An 18,686-nucleotide genomic window follows, 5' to 3' on the forward strand; every position below is an offset into this window, starting at 1 on the left:
GTTCGATCCCGGAAAAGCCGTACGGCCGCAAGCTGTACGGCTTTTTTTCATGGGCGCGGCGTGCCGCCGTCGCATCAGGCACAATCGGACTCTGACACCAATCAACCAGGAGACAGCATGGATATCCAGACCAGCAAGGAACACGGCGTACTGACCATCGAATTCAACCGCCCGGAAAAGAAGAACGCGATCACCTCGGCGATGTACCAGCTGATGGCGGATGCGCTCAGGGATGCGGAAGGCGACAGCGCGGTGCGTGCCATCCTCATCGCCGGCAAACCGGAAGTCTTCACCGCCGGCAACGACCTGGAAGACTTCATGAAACATTCCTCTGCGCCGGTGGGCGACCGTCCGGTCGCGCAATTCATGCGCCATCTCAGCGGCGCTACCAAACCCGTAGTGGCGGCGGTGGCCGGCAACGCGGTCGGCATCGGCACCACGCTGCTCATGCACTGCGACCTCGTGTACGCCGCCGACAATGCCAAGTTCTCGATGCCCTTCACCCAGCTCGGCCTGTGCCCGGAATTCGCATCCAGCCTGCTGTTCCCGGCCATGGTCGGCTATCAGCGGGCGGCGGAAAAGCTGCTGCTCGGCGAAGCCTTCCTCGCCGACGAGGCGCTGGAAATGGGGCTGGTGAGCCGTGTGCTGCCGGTCGACGATCTTTTGCCGTTTGCCCGCGGCCAGGCCGCCAAGCTCGCGGCGCTGCCGGCCTCGTCGCTGCGCGTGACCAAGAGCCTGCTCAAGACCGCGCAGGCGCAGGCGGTGCAGGCCCGCATGCAGGAAGAGAACCGCCACTTCGGCGAGATGCTGTCCGCGCCCGAGGCGAAGGAGGCGTTCACCGCCTTCTTCGAGAAGCGCCGCCCGGACTTCACGAAGTTCGCCTGAGCCGGCCCGCTCAGCCGGCCAGCGTGAGCACCAGCCGGCTGAGCGGTTCCAGCACCCGCATCGGGGTGATGCGCCACAGCCGGCGCGGCCGCGACAGCGGAATCGCGCAGCGCAGGATCACGCCATAGTCCAGGGATGCCGGATGCGGGAAATAATCCTGCTGTATCGACACGATCTCCCTGAAACCCTTGGCGTGGTAGTAGGCCAGCTGCGGATCGCGCGGCAGGCTGGGATGAAAGCGCTTCCTGCCGTGCACGTAACGCCAGACCGGCAGCCCCGGCTCGGCCAGCCGCGCCCTGCGGAACCCGGGGATGGGCGAGCCGAGAAAGATGTCCCGCCAGCCGGCCTTGAGCGCGCGCGGATAAAAGAACCGGAAGATCTCCTCAACCGCCTCGGCATGGCTGCTGCTCAGGCTGATGCCGAACAATGAGTGCGTATCCGACCCGCATTCCTCGTGGCCGAGGGCCGCCTGCGCCCAGCGGGTCGGCGCGCTGAAGACGGCGGGATTCACCGGGCGCATGAAAAGCGAGGCGAGCGCGCGGCCGCTCGTGCCGCAGAAAGCGCCGATCGACAGTTCCGGGTAGTCCCGTATGCGCCGCGCGAGCGATTCGCCGTCGGCGGCCTGGCCGGGCTCCCACTTCGCCCGTTCCAGTTCGAGCAGGACAGGCAGGTCGCGCTCGCCCAGATAGCGTACGTGGATGATCATTCTGCCGGCGCCCCGCCTTCAGGTTCGCGGCTCAGCTCAGCGAGCAGTCCGTGCAGATAGCCGTGCGTGATCACCGCGTGGCGGCGGTAGTGGCTGTCTTCCATCAGCAGGTCGTGCAGCCGGCGCAGCCGCAGGAACGGCACCGACGGGAACAGGTGATGCTCCGCGTGGAAGTTGACCCCGTTCTGGCAGATCAGCAGGCGTTCCAGGGGACCGGCAAGCACCGTGCGCGATGCATAGAAGCCCGGACCCGGCATGCCGAAATGTTCGCCGAGGTCGCGCAGGTAGAGGATCGCCATGAAAAAGGTTGCCATCGGCAGCAGCCAGTACAGCAGCACTTCCCGCCACAGATCGAAAGCCCAGACGCCGGCGAGGACCGCGATGGCGAATGCCGCGCGCGCGGCGTGCACCCGCAACGGCAGCGAGGTCGCCATGCCGGCGTCCAGCGTGTAGCGCTTGAGTTCGTTCAGGGTGTACCAGCCGGCTGCATGCCTGGCGATCTCCAGCAGCACATGCTTCCTGGGCTTCGGATACTGGTACTGCGGCTTGCGCAGCGCCGCCTGGAGATTGGGGTCGGCGTCGGTGCCGGGCGCCCGGTGATGCGCCAGGTGATTGCGGCGGAAGCCATGCACGCTGATGAAGAAGGGAAAAGCGGTGAGCAGGTCGCCCAGCAGATCGTTGAGCCAGGGATGCCGCCGGCTGAACTGGAAGTGGCTGTATTCGTGCATCAGTACCAGCAATGCATTCTGCCGGGTCGCGATCAGCAGCATGCACGCCAGGCTGGCGGCGAGATGCGACAGCCAGACGGCGAGCGCGGCGAGCATCGAGATGTATACCCATTCCAGCAGGGTCTGCATCAGCAGGCGTGCGGGAGCGGGGCGGGAGAGCTGCCGGAGCAGCTCGCGGTCGCGCAGCAGCAGGCTGCGGGGATCCGGGGGGGTATCGTGCATCGTGCGTTGTCTTTGCGATAACAAATGATGGGTGGCGATCCTAGTCCCGCAATGTGTCGGTCTGATGACATCCCGCCGATGGAACCGCGGGTGTTGCGTCTTGTACTCATGGGCTTCTTCTCGCCTGGTCCCGTCCATGTTCCGCATGCTGATTCCCCGTGCAGCAACCCCGGCTCCGCCCCTCCCGCAACCGGCGGGGCCGGCTGCGCCGGCTTCACCGGCCGCTTCAGCCGCGAATTCCTCCGCAGCCGGGCCCGCCGCGCCAGCCGCCGAGTCCGCGGGCACCCGGAACCGCATGCGCGCCCGTTTCATGCAGCTCCTGCGACAGCATCGCTTCGATCCCGCACTCCGCGTCGCCGGCGAGTGGCCGGAAGCGGCGGCGGAGATCGGCCGGCTCTGGCAGGCGCAGATCGAACGCTTCAGGCCGGCGAACGCCGACCGCGACGCGCTCGACCGCCTGCTTGCGCTCGAAGCCGAGCGCAAGAGCCTGCCGCATGACCCGGTGCGCAGCCATGCCCTCCGCATGGTCGGCAGGAGCGAACCGGCGGGCGCGGGCGACGGCCACGCACGGACCCGGCACGAAGTCTGCGAACAGGAGATCGAGACCTTTTTCGACGCCCTGCGCTTTACGCCGTCCGAGCGCGCGCGGATCCGACAGGGATTCGAGACGATGGGCACCGGCGGCATGCACCGCGCGCTGCCGGTCCTGCTGACGAGCGTCGTCATCGGACTCGGCGGCGGCGCCCTGATGGCGGATGGCGGCACGCTCAAGGCGGGCCTGCACATCGCGCGCATGTCGGTGCAGCTCGCGCTGGGCGCGGCCATTTTCTATGCGGGGCGGGACAGATTCCGCACATCCGCGCTGGAGGACGTGCTCACGCACGGCCGGGCGGACAGCGCGCCGCGGCTGAAGCAGGCGCCGCATCTCATGCGCGCTTCCTGGGACGCGATGCGCCGCATTCCCGGCATGCGGTCCGCGCTCGGGGCGCTCGAAAGCGCGATCGGGCGCCTCGACGATGGCGGCGAGGCGCCCGATCCTGCCGCGGTCGCGGACCTGCGGCGCTGCTTCGCCCGGGTCTGCCACCTGATGTCGGTGGCCGACGGCTACAAGCGCGCGGCCGACAATGCCGCCGGCGAGTTCCAGGGCAATGAGCGTACGCTGACGGTCAGCTGGGGCACCAGCCTCATGTACCTGATCGGCATGGGCCTGAGCATCCTGACACCGATGAAGATCGATGCCGCCGGCGTCGGCGGGGCGATGACGGCGAGCGCCGCGCTCGGGCTGCTGGCATTCCTCGCCGCGCAGGTCGCCGGCGGCGCCGACGCGGACGGCCTGGAGAAGGGGCAGCGGGCGATCGTCAACCTGGTCAGGCACGTGGTCGGGGATGTCGCCCATGATCGGGTGCTCGACGACTGGGCGCGCGCCTATGCGGATTACCTCGCCGCCGACGGCGGGCGGCAGGCGCCATCCCGGAAAGCGGCCTTGCAGCGCCTCGACGAAACGCTCGCCGGGCTGGATGCGGGGCAGGGGAGCGAGCGCGGCGAAGACGAGCCGGGTGCCGGCGATACGCCCCCGTCCGCGGGAACGGGCCGCTCCTTCCCGCAACCCGCGCCGGCGCCTGCGCCAGCCGGTGACGGAAACACCGCGGGCGACGCGGAACTGGAGGCGCTGCTGCGGTTCACGCTCTTTGCGTCCGAGCGGCTCGATACCGGCGCACGCCCCGCATCGCCGCCGCCAGGTCCGGATCCGGCTCCGCGCCCCGCGACGTCCGCCGATGCCGCCGGAACCGACGGCGGCCGCACGAAGGAATCCGACCCGCTGCAGCGCGCGCTTGCGGACATCCTGCTGCAGAGCTGGAAGACGCCGCTCGGACTGCGGCTGGAAGCGATGGACAGACTTCTGACGGGCGAGGTGGCCAGGACGCATGACAGGCTGCTCAGGACGGCGACCGATCTGGGCCCGCGCAATCTGTTCGGCCTGCGTGGCGGCCGGAAGCGGGCCGATGCCCTGCGCGATGCGCTCAAGGGCGATCTGGCCGACCTGCATCACCTGGAATGCGCCCGGCGCGAGATGCGCGCCGACGATGGCGGCAGCCCCGCGCGGGACGCTGCCGATCGGGCCGCCGCGCACCTGGCGCACATCCGGAACAGGCACGTGCGCGATCTCTTCACCGGCGACACGCGGGCGCAGCTCGCGGCGATGAGGAAGTCGCGCAGGCTGACGGCGGGCGAAACCCTGCGCTACACGGTGACCAACTTCGGCAGCAATGTCCTGCCGGTGGTGGTGACCACCGGCCTCGGCGCCGGCGACCTGTCGGTGACGCTTCAGCGTGTCGCCGGCACCTATGCCGGGCCGCAGTACCTGGATTTCAAGATGGGGGCGCTCGCGTCCACCGGCGTCCAGCCAGGCGCGTACATCAGCGCCGGCGCACGCGCGGCGTTCCAGAAGCGCGACATGGACACCGTGCGCGAGGCGCTGCGGCCCGCCCAGCCCGAGACGGTGCGCGCCCCCAAGCCGGAAGACGGCGAACAGCAGGCCTGGCTGGATGAACTCGTGGCCCGCCTCGAGCAGCGCAAGCGGGTGCCGGAGGTCCTCGCCTTTCCCGCGCCCGGCGAGGACGACATGGCCGTTCCCCTGGCGGGCACCGCGGGCCACCTGTCCTCGCTCTACCGCGGCGCGAGCGGGAAACAGAAGCGGGCGGCGAAGATGGCATACATGAAGATGGGCCTGACCCAGGCCGGCGTCGGCACCGTCGCCGTCATGATGCAGCCTTTCGCCGCCCGTCGCATGGAGCAGTCGCGCGACGCGCGGCAATCCGCGCCGGCGCTGCTCGACCGCGCGCGCGAGGCGATGGCGCGGCGACGGCCGGCCATGGCAGGCGACGACGTCGCCGATGGCGGTCGCGGGCAGGCATAGACCGGCTTCCTCGCCGTGCGCGCACACCGCCTATAATGGAACCACTTCTATCGCGGCCCGGCGTCCGCCGCCGCCCGCATCATCGGGAAATCCATGAAAGCCAACACACCGACCCGCGCGGACGGCATCGCCGCGCTGCTGATCGTTCTCTACATCCTGCTGCTGGCCGCGATCCCGGCGCTGCGGCCCGTGGCGGAGGTCAAGGCGCTGTTTTCGGAAGAGGGGCCGTTCGAGATGCTCTCGATCGTGTCCTGGATCGTCGCCGCCGTCGTCATGCTCGCCGCGTTCCGCGAGGAGAAGCGCGGCGCCCTCCTGTTCGGCCTGCTGTTCGTGCTGTTTGCCGCGCGCGAGGCGGACTGGCACAAGAAGTTCACCGCCGACAGCCTGCTCAAGTCGAACTACTACCGGCACACCGAGGCGCCGCTGATGGAGAAGCTGCTGGCGTTCGCGGTGGCGCTGGCCTTCATCGCGCTGGTCCTCTATGTCGGCTTCGTGATCGCGCGCTTTCTGCTGGCGCGCGGCGGATGGCGCACGCGCGGCGGCCTCTGGCTGCTCGCCGGCACCGCGCTGGTCGTGCTCGGCAAGCTGCTCGACCGCGCGCCGGCGGAACTGGCGCTGGCCGGTCATGCGCTGAGCGAAAGCGTGGGCTTGTACGCGGGCGTATTCGAGGAAGGGCTGGAGATGATCCATCCGCTGATCCTCGCCTGGTCGCTCTGGCTGTGCCGCGGCCTGCCGCTGTTCGGCCGCGCCGGCTTCAGTCGCCGATGATCTTCACCAGCACGCGCTTCCTGCGCATGCCGTCGAATTCCCCGTAGAAGATCTGCTCCCAGGGGCCGAAGTCGAGCCGGCCCTCGGTGACCGCCACCACCACTTCGCGTCCCATGATCTGGCGCTTGATGTGGGCGTCGGCATTGTCCTCGCCGGTGTCGTTGTGGCGGTACTGGCCTATCGGCTCATGCGGCGCCAGCCGTTCCAGCCACGTTTCATAGTCCTGGTGCAGGCCCGGCTCGTCGTCATTGATGAAGACCGAGGCCGAGATATGCATCGCATTGACGAGGGCGAGACCCTCGCGGATGCCGCTGTCGGCCAGCGCCGCCTCCACCTGCGGCGTGATATTGACGAAGGCGCGCCTCGCCGGCGTATTGAACCAGAGTTCCTTGCGATAGCTCTTCACGTTCCGCCGCGCCGCTTCAGGTTCGTCCGAACAGCCGGGACCACCAGCCCGCGCGCCGGGCCGGGCGCGGAAAGGCCTTCACCTTGCCGACCGCCCGCGGCCCCTGGGCCGGCTCTTGCTGCCGCGGCTCGCTGCCGTCCGCGTCCAGGGATTCGACCTGGCGGTCGTACTCGAGGAACAGCACCTTGCTCTCGAGCACCTTGATCACGTTTTCCTTGTCCGCCAGCCGTGCCCGCAATTCGTTCGTCACCTGGTCCTTCACCTTGCGCAGCTCGGCCTCCAGTGCCAGCGCACGCTCCAGCGAACGATTGCGTTCTTCCAGCAGGGCGATGCGCAGGTGCTCGCGCGCGCGCGCCGCGTCGCCGTCTTCCTCGTCCGCGTGCAGGCGGCCGTAGGCGCGCAGCAGTTCGGAGGTTTCGATCTGGGTGTCGCCGTCGGGCGAGACGGTCTTGCTGAGGCGGCCGCGCTCGATGTCGCGGTAGAGGGTCGAGCGGTTCTTTCGGACAAGTTTTGCCGCCTCGGTGACGGATACAAGTGCCATATGCCTGATCAGTGGAAGCCAGCGGAAGACCGGTGCGGACGAGCGCAGTGCCACGCCGCGGTCGTGTCGTCATCATTGACCGGCGCGGGCGGAAAAAATTCTGCGCTTCAGTTCCCGCGCGCCGCCAGCGCGGCTTCCCGTATCGCGCTCAGGCTGGCGCCCGGCGTGATCAGCTCCGTGTCGTAGCGCAATTCGATCAGCGCGGGCAGACCCTGGTCCTGCATGTAATCCAGCGCGCGCCGCAGGGCGGGGCCGAAGTCCGCCGTCGCCGCCACGCTCTCGCCGTGTGCTCCGTAGCTCTTCGCCAGCGCCGCGAAATCCGGGTTGCGCAGGCCGGTTCCCGACACCCGTCCCGGAAACTCGCGCTCCTGGTGCATCCGTATCGTGCCGTAGGCGCCGTTGTTGAAAACGATGAAAAGCGCCGGCGCGCCGTATTGCACCGCGGTCGCCAGCTCCTGCCCGGTCATCAGGAAGTCGCCGTCGCCGGCGAAGTTGAGCACCATGCGCGGCCGGCCCTGATGGGCGCTGACGATCGCCGCCGCCACCGCGGCCGGCACGCCGTAGCCCATCGCGCCCGAGGTGGGCGCGAGCTGGGTGCGCAAGCCGCCGTAGCGCCAGAAGCGGTGCGCCCAGGTGGCGAAGTTGCCGGCGCCGTTGGTCAGGATGGTGTCGGCCGGCAGCGCGGACTGCAGCGTCTGCACCACCTGCCACAGGTTGAGCGGTGCATCGGTCTGCCGGAACACCGGCGGCTCCTGCTGCCAGGCTTCGTACTCGGCGCGCGCCTGCGCGACGGACGCGCGCCGTGCGCCGGCATCGACCGGGGGCAGCGCGGCCAGCGCCGCCGCCAGCTGCGGCATGCCGCTGTTGATCATCAGGTCCGCCTGGTAGACCCTGCCAAGCTCCTCGGCACCGGTGAGCACGTGGATGAGCTTCTGGCGCGGGCAGGGCGGCTCCAGCAGCGTGTAGCCGCCGGTGGTCATCTCGCCCAGGCGCGGGCCGAGGGCGAGAATCAGGTCGGACTCCCGCACCCGCCGCGCCAGCTGCGGATTGATGCCGATGCCGACGTCGCCGACATAGTGCGGATGGCGATTGTCGAACAGGTCCTGGAAACGGAAGGCGCAGGCCACCGGCAGCGCATTGGCTTCGGCAAAGCGGCGCAGATCCTCGCAGGCCTGCGCATCCCAGCCGGACCCGCCGAGCAGCAGCAGCGGATGCCGTGCCGCCGCCAGCATCTCCCGCAGCCGCGTCATCTGCGCCGCCGACGGCGCCGCCTGCACCGGCTGATAGGGACGGGCGTCGGCGACCGCCGCGCTGTCGGCCAGCATGTCTTCCGGCAGCGCCAGCACCACCGGCCCGGGACGGCCGCTGGTCGCGCGCTGAAATGCGTGGGCCACGTACTCGGGTATGCGGTCGGCGCGGTCGATCTGCGCCGCCCACTTGACCATGCTGCCGAACATGCGGCGGTAGTCGATCTCCTGGAAGGCTTCGCGCTCGACGAAGTCGTTGCCGACCTGGCCGATGAACAGGATCATCGGCGTCGAATCCTGCTGCGCGGTATGCACGCCGATCGCCGCATTGGTCGCGCCGGGCCCGCGCGTGACGAAGCATACGCCCGGTCGCCCGGTCAGCTTCCCGTAGCTGTCGGCCATGAAGGCCGCGCCGCCCTCGTGACGGTTGATGATGAAGCGGATAGGCGAGTCGTGCAGCGCGTCGAGGACGGCGAGATAGCTTTCGCCCGGCACGCCGAAGACGAGATCGACGCCATGGGTGCGCAATGCGTCGACGAGGATGCGGCCGCCGGTTCTGGATTCGGGCATGTTGATGACGGTGGAAGACAAAACGCTAACGTAGCAGAAAATCCTCGGGCGCATCCGGCGCCCGGGGTACAATGCCGGCCGAAGCAGGCCAGACAGTCGCTGGCCGTCGCAAGACGGCGGGAGGAAGGTCCGGACTCCACAGAGCAGGGTGACGGCTAACGGCCGTCCGCCGAAAGCCGCAAGGTATAAGGCGAGGAACAGGGCCACAGAGACGAGTCTTTGGGAACGGGGAAGGCGCAAGCCGGCCCTGCGTCACAAAGGGTGAAACGCGGTAACCTCCACCTGGAGCAATTCCAAATAGGCACGCGATGATGTTGCTCGCGGAGCGTGCGGGTAGGAAGCTTGAGCCCTGGAGCAATCCAGGGCCTAGAGGAATGGCTGTCATAACGGGGCAACCCGTCGTAACAGAATCCGGCCTATCGGCCTGCTTCCTTTTTTTCGCGCGGCCGCGCATGACGGCCGCCTCGCTTGAGACAACTCAACGCACCTCGTCTCTTCGCCGGTATAGTGGCATGCCAAGTGCCTGCCGGCCGTGGGATGGAAACAGTGAATAGTGGAGGATCGCGGATCCCCATGCGCCTCTGAACATAGCGGCCGCTAGATGCAGTAACCACGGCGCCTGACCGGATTCGCCTTCCCGCTTCCGAATCTTCATCCCACGACCAGCAGGCATTTTCCTTCGCGCGGCTCTCCTGCCGAGCGAGCCCCCCGGGTACGCTACGGTTTCCGTATCAGCGCCGCACCCCTTTCTTCTGGCCTATCATATGGTTCGGTCACGCCGCCGCCAGGGAGAAAACATGTCAGCCGCCATCCCCGATACCTTCGTCCGTCCCGTCAACCGGCTCGAGCATTTTCCGGTGGCGCTGTTCGCCTCCTCGATGGGATTGTCCGGACTGGCGATCGCCTGGCAGCAGGCGCACAAGCTGCTCGGCGCCCCGGTGCTGGTGGTGGCCGCCCTGCGCGGCATGGCGAGCGCGCTGTTCCTGCTGCTGCTGGTCGCCTACGCCGGCAAATGGCTCCACCACCGGCGCGCGGCGCTGGAAGAGGCGGGCCATCCGGCGCGGGCCGGCTTCCTTGCCACCGTCTCCATTTCCATCCTGCTGCTGGCGGCGGTGTGGATGGAGCAGGCGCCGCGCGCGGCCGGCTGGATCTGGGCGGCGGGGGCGCTGCTGCACATCGGCCTGACGTTGCGGACCATGCACGGCTGGCTGCATCATGACCGGCACCTGGTGGCGCACGTCAATCCGTCCTGGTTCATTCCCGTCGTCGGGAACCTGGTGGTGCCGGTGGCGGGCGTGCGTTTCGCCTCGCCCGAGGTGTCCTGGTTCTTTTTCAGCGTCGGCATCGTGTTCTGGGCGGTCCTGCTGACCATCGTGCTGTACCGCCTGTTCTTCCATGAACCGCTGCCGCCGAAACTCGTCCCCACGCTGTTTATCCTGCTCGCGCCGCCGGCGGTGGGCTTCGTCGCCTGGACGTCGCTCACCGGCCAGGTCGACGCCTTCGGCCGCGTCCTTTTCTATTTTGCATTGTTCATCGGCCTGCTGCTTGCCGCCGACATGCGGCGTTTCCTGGCGCTGCCTTTCTTCGCTTCAAGCTGGGCCTGTTCCTTTCCGCTCGCGGCGCTCACCGTCGCCGCGCTCGCGATGCTGCGCCTGGCGGGCAATCGCTTTCTGGCCGGGCTGGCGCTTGCCCTGCTGGCATTGCTGACGCTGGTGGTGGCGCTGCTCGCGTTCCGGACCCTGCTCGCCCTGCGCCGGGGGGAGCTATGCGTGCCTGACTGAGGTCACTTTTTCCCGTTTTGAAGAGACTTAGGTGAGTGTGGACTTTTCCGCACTCCCGCGCCCTGTCTCGCTTTCTCTTTTTTCCATGCGGGAATTTTCCCACACATGTATATTCCTCAGAGTTCACCTTCAGTGTGTTCTCTAAGTGCTTCATTTTCTTCGGGTTTCACTGCACGGATTGCTCGAGGGAAGCGCGCTAAGTCCTTGAGTCCATTAGGAAAAATAGCATTTCTCTTTCCTGATATTACTTGACCGCAAATAAAGCATCCTCTAAAGTGGGCGGAAGTGTGAAAAAGTGTATTTTTGTGGGGCAAAAAGGCCTGGCCGCACGACAATCGCGTTTCACCAAAACCATCAAAAACGACAACCACGAGGGTAATCAGGGTGTTTCAGGGCGCTTCAGCACTGAGTCTCGATGCGAAAGGGCGGATGACGATCCCCGCCAAGCACCGCGACGCCCTGACCGTCCAGTGTGAAGGCCGCGTCACCCTGACCAAGCACCCCCACGGTTGTCTGCTCTTCTTTCCTCGTCCTGTCTGGGAAAACCACCGCGAACAGATCGCCGCATGGCCGATGTCGGCCCGCGCCTGGCAGCGCATCTTCCTTGGCAATGCATCCGATGTCGAAATGGATACCGCGGGCCGCATCCTGATTGCGCCCGAACTGCGCTCGGCCGTCGGCCTGACGCGCGACGTCATGCTGCTCGGCATGGGCAGCCATTTCGAGATCTGGGATGCCGAGAAGCTTGCCGAAAACGAAGCGCAGGCGGTTGCCAATGGCATGCCTGACGTGTTGAACGATTTTTCCTTCTGACGGGCCGTGATGAATCCACAAGCGGTGCCCGGATTGCAGCACCGGACGGTGCTGTTGCAGGAGGCGGTCGAAGCGCTGGCGATCGACGGCGCGCGCGCCGACGGCGTGTTCGTCGACGGCACCTTCGGGCGCGGCGGGCACAGCCGGCTGATCCTGGACAGGCTCGGCCCGAAAGGCAGGCTGATCGCGTTCGACAAGGATCCGCTGGCGATTGCCACCGCGCAGCAGATCGCGGATCCGCGTTTCGCGATCGTGCATGACAGTTTCGCCACGCTCGGCGAGGCGCTGGCGGCGCGCGGCGTGCAGCAGGTCGACGGCATTTTGCTGGACCTCGGGATTTCGTCGCCGCAGGTGGACGACGCCGCGCGGGGATTCAGTTTTCGGCTGGATGGGCCGCTCGACATGCGCATGGATACGACGCGCGGGATGTCGGCGGCGGAGTGGCTCGCGACCGAGTCGGAGCAGACGATAGGAAAGGTGATACGGGATTATGGGGAAGAACGGTTTGCTTTTCAGATTGCAAAGGCGATTGTTGCTCGCCGGGCAGTCGGCCCAATTTCAAGCACACGACAGCTTGCCGAGATCGTGGCACACGCCGTCAAAACCCGCGAGAAGGGCAAGGACCCGGCCACTCGCACATTTCAGGCTATCCGGATTTACATCAATAAAGAGCTTGAAGAACTCGAAGTAGCACTCGAGGCGGCACTGGAAAAACTCGGCCCTCAGGGGAGACTGGCTGTGATCAGCTTTCATTCACTGGAAGATCGCATCGTCAAGCGCTTCATGGCTTCCAGAGCCAATGCGCCGCAGCCCGACCGCCGCCTGCCGATCCGCGCCGCCGACCTGCCGCAGCCGGTCCTGAAGCTGCTGGCAAAAATGAAGCCGTCCGCAGCCGAAGTCTCCGCCAACCCCCGCGCCCGCTCCGCCATCATGCGCGTAGCCGAGCGCACCTCCGTTTCCCTGTCGAGCAAGCCATGAGCGGCCGCATCAATCTCATTCTCACGGTATTGCTGGTGCTGTGCGCACTGTCGCTGGTCAATTCCCAGTACCAGGCGCGCCGCCTGTTCATCGAGCTGGAGCGCGCCCAGGCGGCGGCGCGCCAGCTCGAGATCGAATGGTCGCAGTTGCAGCTGGATCAGTCGACGCTGGCAAAGCATGCCCGCATCGAAGCCAACGCGCGCCGCGATCTCGGCATGATGCCGGTGACGCCCGCACGCACCCAGTACATCAATAAGGGAGGCAGGTAATGCGCGGCGCCTCCCGTACCGCTGCCGGCAAGGGCGTGCAGTTCAGCGCCAGCCCGGTGCTCGCGCTCAAGCTGCCCGTCTGGCGCTCGCGCGTGGTCCTGTTCGTGATGTTCGCCGCGTTCGCCGCGCTCGCCGGCCGTGCGCTCTGGCTGCAGGGCCTGTCGACGGAATTCCTGCAGAAGCAGGGCGCGTCGCGCTATGCCCGCACGCTGGAACTGCCCGCCACCCGCGGCAAGATCACCGACCGCAACGGCCAGGTGCTGGCGTCTTCGCTGCCGGTCAGGGCGGTGTGGGCGATTCCCGAGGATGTCGCCGAGGCGCCGCCGGAAAAGCTGCGCGAGCTGGCGAAGCTGCTCGACATGAGCGAGCGCGATCTCGCCAAGAAGCTCGACTCCGACCGCACCTTCGTCTACCTGAAGCGGCAGGTGGAGCAGGAGACGGTCGACAAGATCCTCAAGCTCGGCATCGCCGGCATCGAGACCCGCAAGGAATACAAGCGCTATTACCCCGAGGGCGAGGTGATGGCCCACATCGTCGGCTTCACCAACGTCGAGGACGCCGGCCAGGAAGGCATGGAGCTGGCGTTCCAGAAGACGCTGGCCGGCACCACCGGCAGCCGCCGCGTGATCAAGGACCGCCTCGGCCGCATCGTCGAAGACATCGAGTCGGTGCGCATGCCGCACGACGGCAAGGACCTCGAGCTGTCGATCGACCGCAAGATCCAGTACATCGCGTTCTCGCACCTGAAGGAAGGCGTCGAGCAGCACAAGGCAAAGGCGGGCGGCATCGTGGTGCTGGATGCGAAGACCGGCGAGGTGCTGGCGCTGGCCAACCTGCCGACCTACAACCCGAACGAGCGCGGCCGCCTGACCGGCGCCCAGCTGCGCAACCGCGTGCTGACGGACACCTTCGAGCCGGGTTCGGTGATGAAGCCGTTCACCATCGCGCTGGCACTGGAAAACAAGCTCGCCACGCCGGGCACCATGATCCAGACCGCGCCCGGCAAGCTGACCATCGGCCGCGCCACCATCGGCGACGCCCACGCGCATGGCTTGCTGACAGTGTCCGAGGTGCTGGAAAAGTCGTCCAACGTCGGCACCGCCAAGCTGGCGCTGCAGATGCAGCCGCAGCAGATGTGGGACCTGTTCACCGAAGTCGGATTCGGCCAGGCGCCCAAGCTCGGTTTCCCCGGTGCGGTGGCCGGCCGCGTGCGTCCGCCGAACTCCTGGAAGCCGATCGAGCAGGCGACGATGAGCTACGGCCACGGCATCTCGACCTCGCTGATCCAGATGGCGCATTCGTACATGATCTTCGCGCGCGACGGGGAAATGATTCCGATCACTTTCCACAAGTCGACCGACCAGCCGATCGCGCGCCGTGTGATTTCCGCGAAAACCGCGCGCGACGTGCGCATAATGCTGGAACTGGCGGCCGGACCGACCGGCACCGCGCCGAAGGCCCAGGTCCCCGGCTACCGCGTGGCCGGCAAGACCGGCACCGCGCACAAGCTGGTCGGCGGCCAGTACGCGAACAAGTATGTCTCCGGTTTCGTCGGCTTCGCGCCGGTCTCCGACCCGCGCATCATCGTCGCGGTGATGGTGGACGAACCCTCGAATGGGGCGCACTATGGTGGCCAGGTGGCGGCGCCGATCTTCGCCGCGGTGGTGCAGAACGCGCTGCGCGCGCTCAACGTGCCGCCGGACTCCGCCGTGACCGACATCATCGTCCCCGCCGACAGCCCGAAGGAGAGCTTGTGAACGCCGCGACCTCCTCACTCCCCGATGTGATGCGCTGGATGCAGGCGGCGGCGCCTGCCGCCCAGCTGTCGTCGGATTCGCGCACCATCGGCGCCGGCGACGTGTTCCTCGCCTATCCGGGCGATGCCGCCGATGGCCGCCACTACATCTCGCAGGCGATCGCCCGCGGCGCGCGCGCGGTGGTGTACGAAGCCGACGATTTCACCTGGGACGCCGGCTGGACCGTGCCGTCGCTGGCGGTGGCCGGGCTCAAGCAGCTGGCCGGTCCGATCGCCGCCGAACACTATCGTCATCCCGATGCCGCGATGTATTCGGTCGCGGTGACCGGCACCAACGGCAAGACTTCCTGTTCACAGTGGCTCGGCCGCGCGCTGTCGCGGCTCGGCCAGCCGACCGCTGTGATCGGCACGCTCGGCGCCGGCCTGTTCCGTGCCGGCGACAGCCAGGGGCTGGACAGCACCGGCTACACCACGCCCGACGCGGTCATCCTGCAGCGCCGGCTCGCGCAGCTGCGCGACCAGGGCGCGCAGGCGCTCGCGATCGAAGCCTCGTCCATCGGCCTCGACCAGGGACGGCTCAACGGCATGCATTTCGATGTGGCCGTCTTCACCAATTTCACCCGCGACCACCTCGACTACCACGGCGGCATGGACGCCTATGAAGCGGCCAAGCGCAGGCTGTTCGACTGGCCGGGTCTAGGGCACGCGGTGGTCAACCTCGACGACGCCATGGGGCAGCGGCTGCTCGCGCATCTGCGCGCGACGCGCCCGGCGCTGCCGCTGACCGCCTATACGACCGGCAATGCGGCGGCGGAGCAGGGCGTGAGCCTGCTGCGTGCCAGCGACATCCGCAGCAGCCACGGCGGCACCGTGTTCCGGCTCGACGCACCGGCCGGCAGCGTTCAGGTCAGGACGCAGCTGATCGGCCAGTTCAATGTCAGCAATGTGCTGGCGGTGCTCGGCGTGCTGCTGGCGAAGGGCATCGATCTGAAGACGGCTGTCGACGCCGTCGAAAGCCTCACGCCGGTGCCCGGCCGCATGCAGCAGCTCGGCGGACAGGATGCGCCGCTGATGGTGATTGATTACGCGCATACGCCGGACGCGCTGGAAAAGACGCTTGCCACGCTGCGCCAGGTCGCGCAGCAGCGCGGCGGCGAACTCTGGTGCGTGTTCGGCTGCGGCGGCGACCGCGACCCGGGCAAGCGGCCCCAGATGGGCGCGGCGGCGCAGGCGGCTGACCATGTGGTCGTCACCAGCGACAACCCGCGCAGCGAAGAGCCCTCGGTCATCCTGGACCAGATCGTCGCGGGCATCGATCGCAGCCGGCTGAAGCAGGCGTCGGCGCTGCAGGTCATCGAGGATCGCGCCTCCGCGATTCTCTGGGCCGGGCGCCACGCGGGCAAGAACGACGTGGTTCTGCTGGCCGGCAAGGGGCATGAGCCTTATCAGGAAATCAAGGGCAAGAAGCTGCCGTTCCTCGACGCGGATCATGCGGCGCTGGCGCTGGCCGCGAGGGCAACGATGAAAGGAGCGTCCTGATGAAATCGTCACTGGCGGCGATCCAGCCTTTTGTGAAACAGTCGCGCGTCGAAGGCGCGGGCGGCGAGGTTGCCTTCGACGGCGTGTCCACCGACAGCCGCCAAGCCGGCCCCGGCAACCTGTTCGTCGCGCTGCGCGGCGAGCGCTTCGATGCGCATGACTTTCTGACGGACGTCGCCGCGCGCGGCGTCGCCGCCGTGGTGGTGGAGCGCGTACCGGCGGGATTGACGGTGCCGGCGCTGGTCGTGCCCGACACCCGCATCGCGCTCGGCGAAATCGCCGCTTTCTGGCGCGCCCAGTTCCGCCTGCCCGTCATCGGCGTCACCGGCAGCAACGGCAAGACCACGGTCAAGGAAATGATCGCCGCCATCCTCGCCGCCGCCTTCGGCGCCGACAAGGTGATGGCCACGCGCGGCAATCTCAACAACGACATCGGTGTGCCGCTGACGGTGTTCCGCCTGCACGACGGCTACGAGGCGGCGGTGATCGAGCTCGGCATGAACCATCCCGGCGAGATCGCGGCGATCACCGCCATCGCGCAACCGGTGGTCGGGCTGGTGAACAATGCACAACGCGAGCATCAGGAATTCATGGCCACGGTGGAAGCGGTGGCCGAGGAAAACGGCAGCGTGATCCGGGGCCTCGGCGCCGACGGCGTCGCGGTTTTCCCCGCGGACGACGTCTACGCGCCGCTGTGGCGGGGCTATGCGGGACAACGTAAAACTATGACATTCGGCCTGACGCCCGATGCGGACGTCAGTGCCACATTCAGGGTGAACGATTTCGGCAGCGACCTGTCCATAACTGCCGGCGGGAAACATTTCCAGGTAACACTCTCGGCCGCGGGCGAACACAACGTCCGCAATGCTCTTGCTGCAACAGCTTGCACGCTTGCCATCGGCGTTCCGGTGGACGCGGTGGTGCGCGGGCTGGAGGCATTCGCTCCGGTCAACGGCCGGCTGCAGCGCAAGACGGCCAGGAGTGGCGCGCTGGTGATCGACGATACCTACAATGCCAACCCCGACTCGGTGCGGGCCGCGATCGACGTGCTGGCCAATGCCGGCGCGCCGCGCGTGCTGGTGCTGGGCGACATGGGCGAGGTCGGCGACCAGGGGCCGCAGTTTCATGACGAGGTCGGGCGCTATGCGCGCGACCGCGGCATCGAGCATCTGCTGACCCTGGGCGAGCTGGCCGCGCATGCGAGCGGCGCATTCGGGGCGGGGGCGCAGCATTTCGGCGATATCGATTCGATCAACCGCGCAGCCGAGGCAATGATTGCCGCCGGTACGACGGCGCTGGTAAAGGGCTCGCGCTTCATGAAGATGGAGCGGGTAGTCGCTTGCCTCGTCAATCCACAAGACAAAGGACAGGGATCCCACTGACATGCTGCTTTGGCTGGCGCAATATTTTCAACAAGAACTCGGACCGCTTCGGGTCTTCAACTTCATTACTTTCCGCGCCGTGTTCGCCACGCTGACCGCGCTCGTGATCGGTCTCATCGCCGGTCCGTCGATGATTCGCATGCTGACCCGCATGAAGGTCGGGCAGGCGGTGCGCACCGACGGCCCGCAGACCCACCTCGTCAAGTCCGGCACGCCGACCATGGGCGGCGCCCTGGTGCTGCTGGCGATCGGCATCTCGACCGTGCTGTGGTCCGACTTTTCCAACCGCTTCGTCTGGGTGGTGCTGGTCGTGACCCTCGGCTACGGCGCGATCGGCTGGGTGGATGACTACCGCAAGGTGGTCTACAAGGACCCGGAAGGCATGCGCTCGCGCGAGAAGTATTTCTGGCAGTCGCTGATCGGTATCGTGGCCGCGATCTATCTCGCGTTCTCGGTCTCGGCACCGACCAATACCGAAGTGCTGCAGCTCTTCATGGAGTGGGTCCGTTCGGGCTTCAACCTCGATCTGCCGCCGAAGGCCGACCTGATCGTCCCGTTCTTCAAGACCATCAGCTATCCGCTCGGCGTCTGGGGCTTCATCGCGCTGACCTATTTCGTCATCGTCGGCACCAGCAACGCGGTCAACCTCACCGACGGCCTCGACGGCCTGGCCATCATGCCGACCGTGATGGTCGGCTCGGCGCTCGGCCTGATCGCCTATCTGACCGGCAGTGCGGTGTATTCGAAATACCTGTTCATCCCCTACATCCCGGGCGCGGGCGAGCTGCTGATCTTCTGCGGCGCGCTGGCGGGGGCAGGGCTGGCCTTCCTCTGGTTCAACGCCTATCCGGCGCAGGTCTTCATGGGCGACGTCGGCGCGCTCGCGCTCGGCGGCGCGCTCGGCACCATCGCCGTCATCGTGCGCCAGGAGATCGTGCTCTTCATCATGGGCGGCATCTTCGTGGTCGAGACCCTGTCGGTGATGCTGCAGGTCGGCTACTTCAAGTACACCAAGAAGCGCTTCGGCGTCGGCCGCCGCATCCTGCTGATGGCGCCGCTGCACCACCACTTCGAACAGAAGGGCTGGAAGGAAACCAAGGTGGTCGTGCGCTTCTGGATCATCACGATGATGCTGGTGCTGTTCGGACTCTCAACCCTGAAGCTGCGGTGATGGAAAA

Annotated in this window: 16 protein-coding genes and 1 other RNA gene; 12 read left to right on the forward strand and 5 right to left on the reverse strand. The window is 67.1% G+C overall.

What is annotated here, in order from left to right; genetic code table 11:
- Positions 1-117: 117 nt before the first annotated feature.
- The gene (locus tag NCCP691_RS04615) at positions 118-885 is read left to right on the forward strand and encodes an enoyl-CoA hydratase (RefSeq protein WP_220807074.1); all 768 of its coding nucleotides are present in this window, start codon (positions 118-120) and stop codon (positions 883-885) included.
- A 10-nt stretch (positions 886-895) separates the two neighbouring features.
- Here the strand turns inward: NCCP691_RS04615 and NCCP691_RS04620 are convergent, their stop codons facing one another.
- On the reverse strand, positions 896-1,591 hold the full coding sequence (locus NCCP691_RS04620; protein WP_220807075.1) for a hypothetical protein: 696 nt from the start codon (positions 1,589-1,591) through the stop codon (positions 896-898).
- Positions 1,588-2,541, reverse strand: coding sequence for a fatty acid desaturase family protein (locus NCCP691_RS04625; protein ID WP_220807076.1), 954 nt, complete (start codon positions 2,539-2,541; stop codon positions 1,588-1,590). Before NCCP691_RS04625 ends, NCCP691_RS04620 begins: the two co-directional genes overlap by 4 nt.
- A gap of 295 nt (positions 2,542-2,836) precedes the next feature.
- Between NCCP691_RS04625 and NCCP691_RS04630 the strand changes: the two genes are divergently transcribed.
- On the forward strand, positions 2,837-5,458 hold the full coding sequence (locus NCCP691_RS04630; protein ID WP_220807077.1) for a hypothetical protein: 2,622 nt from the start codon (positions 2,837-2,839) through the stop codon (positions 5,456-5,458).
- A gap of 93 nt (positions 5,459-5,551) precedes the next feature.
- Positions 5,552-6,226 (forward strand): hypothetical protein, encoded by a 675-nt coding sequence (locus NCCP691_RS04635; protein ID WP_220807078.1) that lies wholly within the window; start codon positions 5,552-5,554, stop codon positions 6,224-6,226.
- Here the strand turns inward: NCCP691_RS04635 and NCCP691_RS04640 are convergent.
- From NCCP691_RS04640 to NCCP691_RS04650, 3 genes are all read right to left on the reverse strand, one after another.
- A complete protein-coding gene (locus NCCP691_RS04640) occupies positions 6,213-6,632 on the reverse strand; it encodes a secondary thiamine-phosphate synthase enzyme YjbQ (RefSeq protein WP_220807079.1) in 420 nt (139 codons plus the stop codon). The genes NCCP691_RS04635 and NCCP691_RS04640 overlap by 14 nt on opposite strands.
- A 16-nt stretch (positions 6,633-6,648) precedes the next feature.
- Positions 6,649-7,173, reverse strand: coding sequence for a hypothetical protein (locus NCCP691_RS04645; RefSeq protein ID WP_220807080.1), 525 nt, complete (start codon positions 7,171-7,173; stop codon positions 6,649-6,651).
- A gap of 107 nt (positions 7,174-7,280) precedes the next feature.
- On the reverse strand, positions 7,281-8,990 hold the full coding sequence (locus tag NCCP691_RS04650) for a thiamine pyrophosphate-binding protein (protein WP_238482316.1): 1,710 nt from the start codon (positions 8,988-8,990) through the stop codon (positions 7,281-7,283).
- A gap of 80 nt (positions 8,991-9,070) precedes the next feature.
- Between NCCP691_RS04650 and rnpB the strand changes: the two genes are divergently transcribed.
- From rnpB to mraY, 9 genes are all read left to right on the forward strand, one after another.
- An RNA gene (gene rnpB / locus NCCP691_RS04655) (RNase P RNA component class A) lies at positions 9,071-9,425 on the forward strand.
- A gap of 362 nt (positions 9,426-9,787) precedes the next feature.
- Complete coding sequence (locus NCCP691_RS04660) at positions 9,788-10,771, forward strand: SLAC1 anion channel family protein (protein WP_220807082.1); 984 nt, start codon at positions 9,788-9,790, stop codon at positions 10,769-10,771.
- A 384-nt stretch (positions 10,772-11,155) separates the two neighbouring features.
- Positions 11,156-11,584 (forward strand): division/cell wall cluster transcriptional repressor MraZ, encoded by a 429-nt coding sequence (gene mraZ / locus NCCP691_RS04665; protein WP_220807192.1) that lies wholly within the window; start codon positions 11,156-11,158, stop codon positions 11,582-11,584.
- Between the two features lie 9 nt (positions 11,585-11,593).
- On the forward strand, positions 11,594-12,562 hold the full coding sequence (gene rsmH, locus NCCP691_RS04670) for a 16S rRNA (cytosine(1402)-N(4))-methyltransferase RsmH (protein ID WP_220807083.1): 969 nt from the start codon (positions 11,594-11,596) through the stop codon (positions 12,560-12,562).
- Positions 12,559-12,831: a cell division protein FtsL gene (gene ftsL, locus NCCP691_RS04675; RefSeq protein ID WP_220807084.1), complete on the forward strand. Its 273-nt coding sequence runs from the start codon at positions 12,559-12,561 to the stop codon at positions 12,829-12,831. The genes rsmH and ftsL overlap by 4 nt, the downstream gene beginning before the upstream one ends.
- Complete coding sequence (locus NCCP691_RS04680; RefSeq protein WP_220807085.1) at positions 12,831-14,588, forward strand: peptidoglycan D,D-transpeptidase FtsI family protein; 1,758 nt, start codon at positions 12,831-12,833, stop codon at positions 14,586-14,588. The genes ftsL and NCCP691_RS04680 overlap by 1 nt, the downstream gene beginning before the upstream one ends.
- Positions 14,589-14,617: 29 nt before the next feature.
- A complete protein-coding gene (locus NCCP691_RS04685; RefSeq protein ID WP_220807193.1) occupies positions 14,618-16,126 on the forward strand; it encodes a UDP-N-acetylmuramoyl-L-alanyl-D-glutamate--2,6-diaminopimelate ligase in 1,509 nt (502 codons plus the stop codon).
- Positions 16,126-17,508, forward strand: coding sequence for a UDP-N-acetylmuramoyl-tripeptide--D-alanyl-D-alanine ligase (locus NCCP691_RS04690; protein WP_220807086.1), 1,383 nt, complete (start codon positions 16,126-16,128; stop codon positions 17,506-17,508). Before NCCP691_RS04685 ends, NCCP691_RS04690 begins: the two co-directional genes overlap by 1 nt.
- Position 17,509: 1 nt before the next feature.
- On the forward strand, positions 17,510-18,679 hold the full coding sequence (mraY, locus tag NCCP691_RS04695; RefSeq protein WP_220807087.1) for a phospho-N-acetylmuramoyl-pentapeptide-transferase: 1,170 nt from the start codon (positions 17,510-17,512) through the stop codon (positions 18,677-18,679).
- The last annotated feature ends 7 nt before the right edge of the window (positions 18,680-18,686 follow it).

It is taken from the genome of Noviherbaspirillum aridicola, from assembly GCF_019656455.1.
GTDB classification, from domain to species: domain Bacteria; phylum Pseudomonadota; class Gammaproteobacteria; order Burkholderiales; family Burkholderiaceae_D; genus Noviherbaspirillum; species Noviherbaspirillum aridicola.

Bases quoted from the DNA above. Each gene is read 5' to 3' on its own strand.
- NCCP691_RS04615 (WP_220807074.1), top strand. From the start codon at position 118: ATGGATATCCAGACCAGCAAGGAACACGGCGTACTGACCATCGAATTC.
- NCCP691_RS04620 (WP_220807075.1), bottom strand. From the start codon at position 1,591: ATGATCATCCACGTACGCTATCTGGGCGAGCGCGACCTGCCTGTCCTG.
- NCCP691_RS04625 (WP_220807076.1), bottom strand. From the start codon at position 2,541: ATGCACGATACCCCCCCGGATCCCCGCAGCCTGCTGCTGCGCGACCGC.
- NCCP691_RS04630 (WP_220807077.1), top strand. From the start codon at position 2,837: ATGCGCGCCCGTTTCATGCAGCTCCTGCGACAGCATCGCTTCGATCCC.
- NCCP691_RS04635 (WP_220807078.1), top strand. From the start codon at position 5,552: ATGAAAGCCAACACACCGACCCGCGCGGACGGCATCGCCGCGCTGCTG.
- NCCP691_RS04645 (WP_220807080.1), bottom strand. From the start codon at position 7,173: ATGGCACTTGTATCCGTCACCGAGGCGGCAAAACTTGTCCGAAAGAAC.
- NCCP691_RS04650 (WP_238482316.1), bottom strand. From the start codon at position 8,990: ATGCCCGAATCCAGAACCGGCGGCCGCATCCTCGTCGACGCATTGCGC.
- NCCP691_RS04660 (WP_220807082.1), top strand. From the start codon at position 9,788: ATGTCAGCCGCCATCCCCGATACCTTCGTCCGTCCCGTCAACCGGCTC.
- rsmH (WP_220807083.1), top strand. From the start codon at position 11,594: ATGAATCCACAAGCGGTGCCCGGATTGCAGCACCGGACGGTGCTGTTG.
- ftsL (WP_220807084.1), top strand. From the start codon at position 12,559: ATGAGCGGCCGCATCAATCTCATTCTCACGGTATTGCTGGTGCTGTGC.
- NCCP691_RS04680 (WP_220807085.1), top strand. From the start codon at position 12,831: ATGCGCGGCGCCTCCCGTACCGCTGCCGGCAAGGGCGTGCAGTTCAGC.
- NCCP691_RS04685 (WP_220807193.1), top strand. From the start codon at position 14,618: ATGCGCTGGATGCAGGCGGCGGCGCCTGCCGCCCAGCTGTCGTCGGAT.
- NCCP691_RS04690 (WP_220807086.1), top strand. From the start codon at position 16,126: ATGAAATCGTCACTGGCGGCGATCCAGCCTTTTGTGAAACAGTCGCGC.
- mraY (WP_220807087.1), top strand. From the start codon at position 17,510: ATGCTGCTTTGGCTGGCGCAATATTTTCAACAAGAACTCGGACCGCTT.